The sequence below is a fragment of the Epilithonimonas pallida genome (assembly GCF_900182975.1).
Lineage (GTDB): Bacteria > Bacteroidota > Bacteroidia > Flavobacteriales > Weeksellaceae > Epilithonimonas > Epilithonimonas pallida.
In genome coordinates this window covers 13748-26778 of sequence record NZ_FXUO01000007.1, presented here as the reverse complement: position 1 = coordinate 26778, position 13031 = coordinate 13748, and the positions used below count along the sequence as shown (strand labels likewise).

Below are 13031 nucleotides of genomic sequence, written 5' to 3'. Positions count from 1 at the left end.
AAATTTAATATTAAAAAACCTTTCAGACTCAAAAATCTGAAAGGTTTTGTGTTTATTTTAATTAAGATTTAAACTAAGGTTTCTTCTCTTCCTTTATTTCCTCGTAATCTACAGTTTCCGCATCCCAATTTACTTTTTTCGCAGGCATTTTTTTAGAAGTGGCTTGCTGTTGGTTCTGCTGTTGATTTTTAGGATTCAATGTTGGGAAATTTTTATAGAATGCATTAAAAAACAATCTTTTCAAAATATTCCAAACGAAGAATATAATAATAGTTGCTAATATGAATTCGAAAATGTATTTCATTTCCTGATTTTATTTATAAGAAGGATTAATGATGATAGACGTTGTCGAGTTTTTCGACATACTTTGCGTCTGTTTACCGTCTGACAACGATTCTTTCTGATTGGTTTTTACCGACAGATTCTGATTCAGAAGCCAGCCCGTATTCTCATCGACAATGATTTTTCCGCTTTCAGAACCGCCCATACTCATCGTGTGCGTCATTCCGTCCTTGGATTGCTTGTCGGATTTGGAAGGAATTGTTCCTTTCACATCTATTTCTGCCTTGCCGTCTTCCACTTTTATCAAAGTGAAAGTCAATGTTTGCTTCAGCTTTCCGCTTGGGTCGATGTCTTCAGAAGTGGTCCATTTTTCTCCGATTTTAACACCCTTTGCCGGAATCAGTTTCAGATTTTTTCCTAATTGCTCCTTCATCATTTCTTCATTGAAGCCTGCTTTGAAGCTTTCAATAATCGCGTCCTGCTGTTTTTTATCTTTAATTGTTCCTGCGATTGCTTTTCTCAGGTTATAATGAACAGTATCGAAACCAGTTATCGATTTGATGTTTCCGAAAGCGTCCATTTTTACATTCAGTTTGTTGCCTGCAAGGCCTTTGCTTACAAGGTAATCCATTTTCAGCTGTTCTTCTTTTGGAGCGGCTTGTTTGGTGTCGATAACAACTGTTTTTCCGTTGGCGGAACTCGACATTCTTTTGCCGACCATATTCAACGTCATATCATAAATGTTGTCTTTGAAATCGTTGACGGTTACAGACATTTCATCTGTAGTTTCATTGGTTCCTGACATTGTTTTTCCGTCCGGTGAAGTAAATGTCTGGATTTCTCTCTGGTAAGACACCAAAGGATAAGTCATGCCTTTTTCCAGAATGAATTTTTGTTTATAAACGCCACTGCTGTCAGCAATCGCTTTTGGTTTTGCCGCTTCTTCCGGTGAAACTTCTACCGTTACGGTTTCTGTTTTTCCCGTTTTCGGGTCCACTCTTGTAATTGTTTTCGTTTCTTTTTTACAAGCTGTTAATGTTATTGCAATAAGCGCAAGCGCCGTTAATTTTTTCATAAATGATATTTGATAAATGATGAATGATTTTTTACCATTCTGTGTTTAATATAATATTTTGGGCAATCCCCTCGCCAGGGCTCAAGGCCACCGCTCGGGTCGGGCTATCCGTTACAATCTTTTTATTTTCCCGAAGCTCAATGCCATCAAAAATAAAAAGGATTTCCACTGCTATCCCTATTGCAGTTGTACGTTTCAGAAAGTTGGGCAACTAACACTCAAGCTCTCTAACTCAACTTCTGTCTCACCGCTTCATAGAGAATGGCACCACAAGCTACAGAGACGTTCAGCGATTGGGTTTTACCTTCTATTGGAAGTTTTATTTTTTCATCAGCGTGATGAAGTACTTCTTTGGAAATTCCTGTCTCTTCGTTTCCCATCACGATAGCGCAGGGTTCTCGGAAGTCGACATCATATATCAATTTCTGCGCCTTTTCTGTTGCTGCAAAAACGGAAACACCACTTTGCTGCAGAAAATCAACGGTATGCGCAAGGTTTTTTTCTTTGCAGATTTTGATATTGTAAATGGCGCCTGCAGACGTTTTAATTGCATCAGAATTAATCGGTGCTGCACCTTTTTCAGGAATGACAACGGCATGAATGCCAACACATTCTGCAGTTCTGCAAATGGCACCAAAGTTTCTGACATCGGTTAAACGGTCAAGAACTAAGATAAAAGGCGTTTTGCCTTCCTCAAAAAGCTGAGGCAATACATCTTCGATTTTATGAAACGGAACATCTGATATAAAAGCAACCACACCTTGGTGGTTTTTTCTCGTAAAACGATTCAGTTTTTCTACAGGAACGTAGTTGGGACGAATATTATGTTTTGATAAAAGTTGTTTCAGCTCTATATAAATTTCGCCTTGCAACGCATTCTGCACAAATATTTTGTCAATGGTTTTTCCTGCTTCGATAGCTTCTAATACAGGTCTTAACCCGAAAATAAAATCGTCTTTTTTCTCTTGATTCATTAATGAGATTTTGAATTGACAAAAGTAAGGTTTTTGATTTTAGTTTTATCTTAAGAAAAATGTAAAGTTCAGATTTGAACCACAAAAGTCACAAAAGAAACTTTTGCAATGGTTTTTAATAAGAACAATAAGAGAATGTTTTGAAACTATGGATAAATCTGAAATCAAATGTTTTTTAGCTTTTGTGACTTTTGTGGTTCATCTTAGATTTAATCCAAAACAAAAACCAAAAATTCATCATTCTCCGTTTTGAATTTCAAATCACCGGTTTTTCTGAGATCTTCGAAAAGCGGCGTAGGAAAAGTATCGTCAAATTGTTTGGTTTTGAAGAATTTGCCTTTGAGTTTTAATGGGGTTTTCTTAATCAATTTATCAGTGGTTACCGGAATTTTGAACTTCCTTTTTTCCGGATTTTTGGAATCAACATAGAAGCAATGACCAATTAATTCCGCTTTGTCAATGTACTTATTATAATCCGCTATTTTTATGAAATTAGGTAAATTGGTATCAGTCCAGGTCAGATAAAGCACTTCGATTTCCTGAGTTTTGCTAATTGGCTGATAATATTTGAACCGCTCATTTTCCGACTTTGAAAAAGATAAAATCATTAAAATTAAAATCGGAAAAATATATCGCAAATTCATGGAAATCATTTATCAATTATAAACTGCTCAACCCTTCACCAATCAAAGCTCTTTTCTGTGCAAGAATATATCCGTAATGAATACTCTCGTGCATATTGTTGAAAATAATTGCATCCTGAATATTTTTCAAATCAATCCCAAAACTGGTGGAATAGGGTGTGTAATCCGGGAAGAAATCAGCATCATAATCCTTCATCAGGATTTTGGATGTTTCGATTAACAAATAAGATAGATCTTCCATTTCGGACTGCTTCACATCTACATTAGCAAAAGTTCCTTTTTTGTAAGTTTCCACCCAGTATTTATCAATCCGGAACTGGTTTCCGCTAAGGTAATAACATAATAATTGTTGTGTCGCAACACAATGGGCGATGTTCCAGTAGATATTATTATTGAATCCGTCAGGGATAGTGAGAAGGTCCTTTTCCGAAGTATTTTGTAAAATATCAAGCAGATTTTTTCTGACTTGTCTGTGATTGGCAAAATGATAATTCATTTTTTGAATAAAAGTTTATTTAGTTCAAAGTTATATTAATTATAAATAAATGACAAATAATCCATATTTATTAGAATCCGACGCAAAAGTTTGTAACATTTGTATCTATACTTTAACAAATATTTAACGCAAGATTAGCAATTATTGTGTTTGCCGTTGCAGGTTTTTATATGAAATTTACCAATTATTAAGATTAACTATGTCAGAATTGAATCAAGCTGAAGATATCAGACAGCTTACAGAGAAAGTAAAAGAACAGAATTACTTTTTTAATATTCTAAAACAAGAAATCAACCGCGCTATTATTGGTCAGGAATATATGATTGACCGTCTTTTGATAGGACTTCTGGGAAATGGTCACGTCCTTTTGGAAGGTGTTCCCGGCTTGGCTAAAACTTTAGCGATCAAAACTTTGTCCGAAGCTGTTGACGGGGAGTTTTCCAGGATTCAGTTTACACCGGATTTATTGCCTGCAGATGTTGTAGGAACAATGATTTATAATGTCAAAGACAATGATTTTTCTATAAAAAAAGGTCCCGTTTTCGCTAATTTCGTTTTAGCGGATGAAATCAACCGTGCGCCGGCGAAAGTCCAGTCCGCACTTCTTGAAGTAATGCAGGAAAAGCAAGTGACGATTGGCGACGAAACAATGCCCTTGCCAAAACCATTTTTAGTTTTAGCCACTCAAAATCCAATCGACCAGGAAGGAACTTATCTTTTGCCTGAAGCGCAGACCGACCGTTTTATGCTGAAGTGTAAAATCGATTATCCGGAGTTTGAAGATGAGAGAAAAGTGATGCGAATGATTTCTACGCAGGATATCCCGCAAATCAGAAAAGTGGTGGATTTGAATCAAATTGTTAAAGCCAAAAAACTCATCAATCAGATTTATCTGGATGAGAAAATCGAGAAATATATTCTGGATATGGTTTTTGCAACCCGTTATCCTGAAAAATATGGTTTGTCTGACCTTAAAAATTACATCAGTTTCGGTGCATCGCCGAGAGCAAGTATCAATTTAGCGATTGCTTCCAGAGCTTATGCTTTTATCAAAGGAAGAGCTTTTGTGATCCCGGAAGATGTGAAAGAAATTGCGAAAGATGTTCTGAGACATAGGATCGGATTGAGTTTCGAAGCGGAAGCGGAAGAAGTGACTCAGGACGAAATTGTCAATAGAATTCTTAGTAAAATTCAAGCGCCTTAGTCTGGTTCGAGTGTTTGTGAGTTATAGCGTTAAGGAGTTTTTAACTTGATAAGCTTTAAGCTGGAAAGTTACGTATGAACGAAATGTTTTTAGAGAAAATCATACGTGAATGGAAACAGCTCCGTAGGAGCAGGACTAAATATTAAAATTTTTAAGACAAATTTCGTCTTAAAAATCTGGTTATCTGTTGATAGTGGTCAATTGTCGAATTGTTATGATAGGAGATGATTTGAAAACTATCAACTGATGACCGACAAAAAATATCAAAAATTAAATTGGAAATAAAAGACATTGTCAAAAAAGTAAAGCAGATAGAAATCCGTACTCGAAAGAAAACGGAAGCATCGCTTATGGGACAATATCACAGCGCTTTCAAAGGTCAGGGAATGACATTTTCGGAAGTAAGACAATACCAGTTCGGAGATGATACACGTCGAATCGACTGGAACAAAACAGCGCGTTTTCGTGAACCATTCGTGAAAGTAATGGAAGAAGAACGGGAACTGACAATGATGCTGGTTGTCGATATTTCTGCATCTATGGATTATGGGACGAAAAATCAATTGAAAAGAGAATATGTTGCAGAGATTTGCGCTTCTCTCGGATTTTCGGCGACGGGAAACAATGATAAGGTCGGATTGATTTTGTATGCTGATAAAGTGCTGAAAGTTGTTCCGCCACAGAAAGGCAGAAAGCACGTTTTGTCGATTATCAGCAATATCCTTACTGCTGATTATGTTCCGGCGCAATCGGATTTGAATTCAGCATTCAATTATATGATGAGTGTTTTCAAAAGAAAATCTCTGGTGTTTGTTTTTTCTGATTTTGAAGATGAATTTGACCAGAAAATCCTTAACGTTACGGCAAGAAAACATCAGTTGTTGGGACTTCGGGTTTTTGACGAAAAAGATATGGAGATTCCTGATATCGGTTACGCACTATTCCGCGATGCAGAAACCGGAAAACAAGTCTGGGCAAATACTTCCAGCTCCAGGTGGCGTTATGAATTTGCGGAACAGCAAAAACAGAAGATGCGCCAAATTAAAGAAGAATTTGAAAATTCTTCTGCCCATTTTTTAGATATCAATACTTCTGATGATTATAGCAAATTACTTTATCAATATTTTAGAAAGTAGAAAAAGAAACAAGATTAAAAAACAAGAATCAAGATAAATAGATTAACAACTATCAAACAACAACTGTCAATTATATAAATGCCTTACAGACTATTCAAAATATTTTTTTCGTTTTTTATATTCTTTTTTTCATTAGGATTTTCACAAACCTTGTCTTCGAATCTGGACAAAACTACTTTGGCTTTGGGCGAAGTGGCGGTTTTCAAGATTCAGATTCTGGATTTGGACGGGAAAGATGTTCAGATTGCACCAAGGAACGAGTTGCTGCCCTTTCACTTCGAAATGGTCAATGACAGTATTGCGAAACAGAAAGATATCTATCTGCGCTCCGTAAAATTTGCCATTTTTGAGGAAGGAAAATTTAAGATTCCCGAGATTCAGGTAAAAGTTGGAGATAAAATCCTTAAAACTATTCCGTACGAAGTGGAAGTCATTAATACCGCAAAAAAAGGCGACCAGATTAATGACATTATGAAGAACAAGGAAGTGGAGTTGGATGTCAAAGATTATTGGGATCTATACAAGTTTTACGTTCTTTTGGCTTTGATAATTATTGCAATTATTGTTTTGATTATTGGAATTGTAAAATGGGGAAGAAAGCGAAAAGATAGCCCTATAGTTACTACGAATCAGACCTTAAAGGATTTGGAAAAACTTAGAAAGAAAAATTATATCGAGAACGAAAATTTCCGTGCTTTCTATGTTGAACTGATTGAAATTACCAGAGGTTTTATTACCAAGCAATATCAGATTCCTGCAGATGTTTTGCTGACCGATGATTTAATCGATTATATGAAAAATACGAACGCTATTTCTCAGGAAAATGAAAAAATAGTGGAAGATATATTTTTGCGTGGCGACTTGGTAAAGTTTGCGAAAACGATTCCGACCAAAGAGATAATGTCAAAAGATTTTACAGCAATTCGGGATTTCGTAAAACGTTCTACCAAAGACGTGGAAGCGGAGAATCTTCGAAATAATTCTGTCACAGAAATCTCAGCTGAAGACCAATCCAAATTACGAAAACTCAAATAAATCATTAATCAAAATTCAATTATAATCAACCCGTGAATTTCGAGTTTTACAGTCCGATTTTTCTATTACTTTTTTTATTGTTCATCCCATTATTGATATTGGATGCTGGCAAAAAAAAGAGTCGGGGAATTGCAGTGCCTTCTGTTAAAAATATGAAACCGACAGGAAGCATTTCTCTTGTGATGACTTTTCTTAAGATTTCGAAATATTTCATACTTTCCGCTTTGATTATTGCTTTGGCAAGACCGAGAACTTACACTATTTCTCAGGATAGAGATGAGTCCAAAGGAATTGATATTATGCTTTCCGTGGACGTTTCGCTCAGTATGTTGGCGAAAGACCTAGATCCGGACAGGTTGGAAGCGCTTAAAAAAATCGCTATTGATTTTGTTAATAAACGAGACAACGACCGAATTGGTTTGGTTGCATATTCAGGAGAAGCTTACACCAAGGTTCCTTTGACAACCGACCACCAAGTTGTAGTGGATGAACTGAATCAATTAAATCCTCTGGAATTACAACCTGGAACGGCGATTGGAGAAGGGCTTTCCGTTGCTGTAAACCATTTGAAAAAAAGCAAAGCTAAAAGTAAAATCATCATCTTGATGACCGACGGCGTCAATACCGTTTTGAATGCGATGCCGCCACAAATTGCTGCAGAATTAGCAAAAAATAACGGGATCAAAGTCTATACAGTTGGTATTGGAAGCAATGGGTTTGCAGCGTTTCCGACAGGGACTAATATTTTTGGAGATATTGTTTTTACAGAACAGAAAACCGAAATCGATGAAAATACGTTGATCGATATCGCACAACTTACTGGCGGAAAATATTTCCGTGCGACATCTAACAGTAGCCTACAAAATGTTTATGATGAAATTAATCAACTGGAAAAATCCGATGTTAAAACTTCCAAATTGTATAATTATGAAGAATATTTCAGGATTTTTCTTTGGGTGGCTTTAGGATTTCTATTGTTGGATGCGTTGCTCCGTTGGGTTATTTTTAAAATTTTGAATTAAGCTGATGAATTGGTATTTAGGAAATTACTGGTATCTGTTATTACTTCTTTTGTTGCCTGTCATTGGTTACTTCATTATTCATTATATCCGGTGGAAAAACCGCAAAAGAAACCTTTTTGCAGAAGGTAGATTTCAGGATACGTTGTTTGAAAAAACATCTTGGTTTGCCAAGTTGTTTCCGGTTTTGTATCTGTTAGGTTTTTTATTCCTGATATTTTCGATTATTGACCTTTTGGGTGGAAAAGAGGAGATCAGTGTCAAGCAGAATGTCAGCAGTACGATGTTTGTTCTGGATGTTTCCAACTCTATGAATGCCCAGGATATACAACCAAGCCGATTAGAGGAAGCAAAGAATATTATCATTAATTCTCTTCAAAAGCTGACGAATGATAGAGTAGGAATCATTGTATTTGCCGGCGATTCATACTCTGTGATGCCTTTGTCCAGCGACTATTCGGCGGCAGAAAACTACCTTTTGGGAATCGAAACCAGTGTGGTTCAAAATCAGGGAACCGATTTTTTGAAACCGATTCAAATCGCGGCTCAGAAATTCAAAAATATAACAAAAGGTTCTAGGAATATTGTATTAATAAGTGATGGTGAAGATAACGAAGGTCACGAGGATGAAGCGATTAACCTCGCAAAAAAAGAAGGAATAAGAGTTACAACAATTGGTGTCGGAACCGAAGAAGGCGCACCAATTCCTGAATATTATTTTGGTCAATTAATGGGCTACAAATCCGATATGTATGGTGAAACGGTTGTTTCCAAACTGCAAACCAAAGCATTAAAAAATATCGCATCTTCAACCGGCGGAAGTTACCTTGACGGAAATAATCTGGACAATGCGATTAACAATCTTATTAATGAGCTGCACAAATCTACAGCTGCCGGCACAACAAGCGTGATCAGTTCACAATCTGCGGTGCATTACTATCAATATTTTTTGGGTGTATCGGTTTTCTTTTTCCTTTTGATTTATCTTTTCAATCCGAAGAAGGATTTTAATTTATAAAATTTACATTTATATTGTTGTTTTTGCTAAAAAAAAATAATAATAGAAGTTTATCTGTATTATTTGTAAAAATATAATTTATATTTGCTTTACAAACAGATGAAAAATAAATGTTATTTAATTCTTTAGAATTCTTTTTCTTCTTTGTAGTTGTCTTTTTTCTTTATTGGTTTATTCCTATCAGAAAATGGAAATTCAGAAATTTGCTTTTATTGATTGCAAGTTATTATTTCTATTCACAATGGGATTGGAGATTCTGTTTTCTTTTAGGCTTTTCGACATTATTGGATTATTTTTCCGGTATTGCTATAGAAAGATCAACTAAGAAATCGGTAAAAAAAATCTGGCTTTTTTTAAGTATAATCATTAATGTAGGAATACTTGGATATTTTAAATACGTTAATTTTTTTATAGAAAGTTTTAATGACTTATTGGTATCAATCGGATTTCAACCTAATATTTTTTCACTTAATGTTATTCTTCCAATAGGAATTTCATTTTATACTTTTCATGGTTTAAGTTATGTTTTGGATATTTATTTTGGCAAATTTAAAGTTGAAAAAAATATAATCAATTATTCGCTTTTTGTTTGCTTTTTTCCAATGTTATTAGCGGGGCCAATAGAAAGAGCTCCACACTTATTACCGCAACTTACAAAAGGGCATGAGTTTGATTATAACAAAATTGTTGATGGCATGCGACAATTTTTATGGGGCTTTTTTAAGAAAGTAGTAGTTGCAGATAATTGTGCAAATATCGTAAATATGGTTTTTGAAGATCCGGGTAACTATTCGGGAATGACCTTGATATATGCGGCATTTTTATTTATATTTCAGGTTTATGCTGATTTCTCAGGGTATTCTGACATGGCTCTTGGGACTTCCAGAATGTTCGGTATCCAGTTAATGAAAAACTTTGATACACCATTTTTTTCAAGAGATATGGCGGAATTTGTTGGCCGTTGGCATATATCTTTGTCAACATGGTTCAAGTATTATATTTATAAGCCGGCTGTAAAAGAAAATTCTTCTAACATAAGAAAATATTTTTTCGTATTTCTTATATTTTTAATTAGTGGTTTCTGGCATGGAGCTCGATGGACCTACATTGTTGTTGGCTTTTTTGCAGCAGTTTTTGTCATTATATCAATTTTCCTTAGACCTTATACCAATAGATTTATCCATAATTATAAAACCGCTTTAAAACCATCGGTAGGACATATTTTGATGGTTATTCTTAATCTTTTGGCGGCTACTTTTTTAGCTGTTATCTTTAGAAACGACGATATGCATAGTTCTAATGCCTATTTCTATGGTATTATTACAAGATTTTCATTTCATTTTCCTCATTATCTTTCCTGGATTTTGTTGTTGCTTATTTTTTTCATGTTGGTTATTGAATGGATTGGAAGAATGGATTATCATATATTAGAAAAGATTGGTAAAAATTGGCCAACTTTTTACAGATGGGGATTTTATATTCTTATACTTTTATTAATTGCTCTGGCAATGCCGAAAAATCAAGAGGAGTTTATTTATTTTCAATTTTAACCTATGAAAAAATTAATAATTGTTTTTTCAGAATTTTTATTAATAACTATATTCATCCACTGTCTTATAGTGATATTCCTATACAAAACAAACTCTTCAGTATTAAGTTCTAATATTCCTAAAAAGGAACAACGACGATTCGGATTTACAGCCCGAAAACTAGAAGATTTCAATAGTGTAAAGTCCACAGACATTTTAGTTTTAGGTTCTAGCCTTGGATTCAGAAATTACGATCCCGATTTTTTGTCAAAAAATGGCTTTTCATCATTCAGTTTGGGAACTAGCTCGCAGAAACCAAATATGACTTATGTGATGGCTAAAAAATATTTGAAAAAAATAAATCCCAAACTAGTTATTGTTGATGTTAATCCTTATTTGATGCTAACACCAGATAGTTTTGAGACAACAGATTTGATTATTAATTCACAAAAAAGTTTACACGATTTTGATTTGTTTTGGACAGCTCCCAGTATGATGGCTTTGAATGCAATTATTATAAAATACACAGGTTTTGCAGAAAAAGACAGACTGGAAAAAATAAAAGATTCCGTTTCAGATAAGAAGGATAATTATCTTGGAAATGGATTTGTTGGCTCTGAGGAAATCTATAATGAAGCTCAAAAAATACCTAAAATCAAAATAAAAAATTATCATCCTATAAAAAGTCAAACTGAATCTTTTCAGAATCTTATTGAATTGCTTAAAAAAGAAAAAATTCCTTATTTATTAGTTCTATCTCCCCTTAACGAAAAATATTTTAAGAGAAATTTAATTGGAGCTGATCATTTTAGGAACATCAGTAAAATTTATTTTTCTAAATATGGAAATTATATTGACTCTAACAATTTAGAGAAATATAATACTTCTGATTTTATGGATTTCTCACATCTTAATAATAATGGTGCAGAGAAACTTACGCGATCGCTTTTACCATTTTTAAAAAAGTATCAAAAGTAAAATTTATCGGATCAAACCTTTGCATTCAAAAACTGATATTTACCATCCTTATAATCAGCAAAGATATGATGAAAACCATTGCTGATAATGATTTGCTCAGCACCAATTAAGCTGTTGTAGCGGGCAATCTGTTCAAAGTGGATTTCTTTTAAAACAATATTGGGCGCTTTACATTCGATAAGGATTTTTGGTTTTGTTTTTTCTGTAATAAGCAGGTCGATTCGTTTCGTAGTTCCATTCAGTTCCAGCTTTCTTTCAAGAATTAATGACGATGGATTTTTCTTTTGTACAAAACGATAATAATGCAGCCAATGCTGTCTTACCCATTCTTCCGGTGTCAAGACAAGCCAGCTTTTTCTTACCAGATCATAGATAAAAAATGTATCTTTGTCTTGTTTGATTTGGAAATCAAATTGATTTTCAAAATTTAGTTTCGGAACCTGCATACTTTAAGATGAAAGAAATAGATATTATCCTCAAAAATATTAAAAATAAAGAACTTTTACCGGTTTATTTTTTTCAGGGCGATGAGGCTTTTTATATCGATTTGGCGGTCAAACATTTTGAGCAGGATGTTTTGGAAGAAGATGAGAAGGCTTTCAATCAAACCATTGCTTACGGTCGAGATACCAATTATCTGGAAGTTCTTTCTTTGGCAAGGCAATATCCAATGATGGGCGACAAACAACTCATCATTGTGAAAGAAGCGCAGGATATGAAACTGAATGACGAGGAATCCAAGGCGTTGGAAACTTATCTGGAAAATCCTGTTCCTTCAACTATTCTGGTAATTGCCCACAAACACAAAAAGCTGGATGCGAGGAAAAAAGTGGCAAAAACTCTTGCTAAATCCGGAATGCTTTTCACAAGTGAGAAGATGAAAGATTATCAGCTTCCGACCTGGATTCAAGGTGAAATGACCGTAATGGGAATCAAATCTGCACCCAACATCAGTCATCTCTTAGCAGAATATCTTGGAAACGACCTTTCCAGAATTGCTAACGAATTGAATAAACTGAAAATCGTTCTCAAAGACGGCGCAGTTCTGGATGGAAAAATTATCGAAGAACACATCGGCATCAGCAAAGATTTCAACATCTTCGAACTGCAGAAAGCATTAGCGACGAAAGACCATGCAAAAGCTTTCAGCATTGCTTATTATATGGGAAAGAATAAAAAATCAAATCCCGTTCAAATGGCTTTCGGAGCACTTTACAATTTCTTTTCCAATATTATTATTTATCACACTTTGTCGGGACAATCTCCGCAGACCATTGCTTCAACAATGGGTGTTAATCCTTATGCGATTAAAGATTATTCGGAGGCAGCGCGATTTTATCCGTTGAAGCACGCTACAAGAGTGATTTCTATTCTCCGCGAGATGGATTTAAAATCCAAAGGTCTCGGCGTAAGACAAATGGAAGATGAAGAAATCTATAAGGAAATGGTTTATAAAATCATTAAAGTAGATGAACTGAAAGTTTCAGTGTAAAAATTCCCTTCAGTGAAGGGGTGTCAAAAGAAATTTTGCCGGAGTGGTTTTTTAGAAAGATTAATTATTTACCATTCATATATTTCACATCGACAGTTTAGATAGGTTCTGAATAATTAATTCCCGAAATTTGTACCCGATTTTTCAAA

At 34.7% G+C, this 13031-nt stretch carries 14 protein-coding genes; 8 read left to right on the top strand and 6 right to left on the bottom strand.

Annotated elements, in window-relative coordinates; all coding sequences use genetic code 11:
• Positions 1-73: 73 nt before the first annotated feature.
• From QOL71_RS13500 to QOL71_RS13480, 5 genes are all read right to left on the bottom strand, one after another.
• Positions 74-304 carry a hypothetical protein gene (locus QOL71_RS13500; protein ID WP_283417438.1) on the bottom strand — a complete coding sequence of 77 codons (231 nt, stop codon included), beginning with the start codon at positions 302-304 and terminating at the stop codon, positions 74-76.
• 9 nt (positions 305-313) lie between these two features.
• Positions 314-1357, bottom strand: coding sequence for a DUF6263 family protein (locus tag QOL71_RS13495; RefSeq protein WP_283417437.1), 1044 nt, complete (start codon positions 1355-1357; stop codon positions 314-316).
• A gap of 227 nt (positions 1358-1584) precedes the next feature.
• Positions 1585-2331: a 23S rRNA (guanosine(2251)-2'-O)-methyltransferase RlmB gene (rlmB, locus tag QOL71_RS13490; RefSeq protein ID WP_283417436.1), complete on the bottom strand. Its 747-nt coding sequence runs from the start codon at positions 2329-2331 to the stop codon at positions 1585-1587.
• A gap of 209 nt (positions 2332-2540) precedes the next feature.
• Positions 2541-2939 (bottom strand): hypothetical protein, encoded by a 399-nt coding sequence (locus QOL71_RS13485; RefSeq protein ID WP_283417435.1) that lies wholly within the window; start codon positions 2937-2939, stop codon positions 2541-2543.
• A 52-nt stretch (positions 2940-2991) separates the two neighbouring features.
• Entirely contained in the window at positions 2992-3471 is a 480-nt protein-coding gene (locus tag QOL71_RS13480; protein ID WP_283417434.1) for a DinB family protein, read from the bottom strand.
• A 199-nt stretch (positions 3472-3670) separates the two neighbouring features.
• Here QOL71_RS13480 and QOL71_RS13475 point away from each other — a divergent pair, with 199 nt between their 5' ends.
• The 7 genes from QOL71_RS13475 (at position 3671) to QOL71_RS13445 (ending at position 11390) form a co-directional block, all read left to right on the top strand.
• Positions 3671-4675, top strand: a complete 1005-nt coding sequence (locus QOL71_RS13475) for an AAA family ATPase (protein ID WP_283417433.1) — start codon at positions 3671-3673, stop codon at positions 4673-4675.
• A gap of 275 nt (positions 4676-4950) precedes the next feature.
• Positions 4951-5811: a DUF58 domain-containing protein gene (locus QOL71_RS13470; RefSeq protein WP_283417432.1), complete on the top strand. Its 861-nt coding sequence runs from the start codon at positions 4951-4953 to the stop codon at positions 5809-5811.
• A 78-nt stretch (positions 5812-5889) separates the two neighbouring features.
• Complete coding sequence (locus QOL71_RS13465) at positions 5890-6846, top strand: BatD family protein (RefSeq protein WP_283417431.1); 957 nt, start codon at positions 5890-5892, stop codon at positions 6844-6846.
• Positions 6847-6998: 152 nt separating this feature from the next.
• Positions 6999-7868: a VWA domain-containing protein gene (locus QOL71_RS13460; RefSeq protein WP_283417430.1), complete on the top strand. Its 870-nt coding sequence runs from the start codon at positions 6999-7001 to the stop codon at positions 7866-7868.
• Between the two features lie 4 nt (positions 7869-7872).
• Positions 7873-8883, top strand: coding sequence for a VWA domain-containing protein (locus tag QOL71_RS13455; protein WP_283417429.1), 1011 nt, complete (start codon positions 7873-7875; stop codon positions 8881-8883).
• Positions 8884-9095: 212 nt separating this feature from the next.
• Positions 9096-10433, top strand: a complete 1338-nt coding sequence (locus tag QOL71_RS13450) for an MBOAT family O-acyltransferase (RefSeq protein ID WP_283417428.1) — start codon at positions 9096-9098, stop codon at positions 10431-10433.
• Between the two features lie 3 nt (positions 10434-10436).
• Entirely contained in the window at positions 10437-11390 is a 954-nt protein-coding gene (locus QOL71_RS13445; protein ID WP_283417427.1) for a hypothetical protein, read from the top strand.
• 11 nt (positions 11391-11401) lie between these two features.
• On the opposite strand, the gene QOL71_RS13440 is transcribed toward QOL71_RS13445, so the two are convergent.
• Positions 11402-11836, bottom strand: coding sequence for a type I restriction enzyme HsdR N-terminal domain-containing protein (locus tag QOL71_RS13440; RefSeq protein ID WP_283417426.1), 435 nt, complete (start codon positions 11834-11836; stop codon positions 11402-11404).
• A gap of 8 nt (positions 11837-11844) precedes the next feature.
• Between QOL71_RS13440 and holA the strand changes: the two genes are divergently transcribed.
• Positions 11845-12882, top strand: a complete 1038-nt coding sequence (holA, locus tag QOL71_RS13435) for a DNA polymerase III subunit delta (RefSeq protein WP_283417425.1) — start codon at positions 11845-11847, stop codon at positions 12880-12882.
• Positions 12883-13031 lie beyond the last annotated feature (149 nt).

Excerpts from the sequence above, each read along its gene's own strand:
- QOL71_RS13500 (WP_283417438.1), bottom strand. The coding sequence starts at position 304 with ATGAAATACATTTTCGAATTCATATTAGCAACTATTATTATATTCTTC.
- QOL71_RS13495 (WP_283417437.1), bottom strand. The coding sequence starts at position 1,357 with ATGAAAAAATTAACGGCGCTTGCGCTTATTGCAATAACATTAACAGCT.
- rlmB (WP_283417436.1), bottom strand. The coding sequence starts at position 2,331 with ATGAATCAAGAGAAAAAAGACGATTTTATTTTCGGGTTAAGACCTGTA.
- QOL71_RS13485 (WP_283417435.1), bottom strand. The coding sequence starts at position 2,939 with ATGATTTTATCTTTTTCAAAGTCGGAAAATGAGCGGTTCAAATATTAT.
- QOL71_RS13480 (WP_283417434.1), bottom strand. The coding sequence starts at position 3,471 with ATGAATTATCATTTTGCCAATCACAGACAAGTCAGAAAAAATCTGCTT.
- QOL71_RS13475 (WP_283417433.1), top strand. The coding sequence starts at position 3,671 with ATGTCAGAATTGAATCAAGCTGAAGATATCAGACAGCTTACAGAGAAA.
- QOL71_RS13465 (WP_283417431.1), top strand. The coding sequence starts at position 5,890 with ATGCCTTACAGACTATTCAAAATATTTTTTTCGTTTTTTATATTCTTT.
- QOL71_RS13460 (WP_283417430.1), top strand. The coding sequence starts at position 6,999 with ATGAAACCGACAGGAAGCATTTCTCTTGTGATGACTTTTCTTAAGATT.
- QOL71_RS13455 (WP_283417429.1), top strand. The coding sequence starts at position 7,873 with ATGAATTGGTATTTAGGAAATTACTGGTATCTGTTATTACTTCTTTTG.
- QOL71_RS13445 (WP_283417427.1), top strand. The coding sequence starts at position 10,437 with ATGAAAAAATTAATAATTGTTTTTTCAGAATTTTTATTAATAACTATA.
- QOL71_RS13440 (WP_283417426.1), bottom strand. The coding sequence starts at position 11,836 with ATGCAGGTTCCGAAACTAAATTTTGAAAATCAATTTGATTTCCAAATC.
- holA (WP_283417425.1), top strand. The coding sequence starts at position 11,845 with ATGAAAGAAATAGATATTATCCTCAAAAATATTAAAAATAAAGAACTT.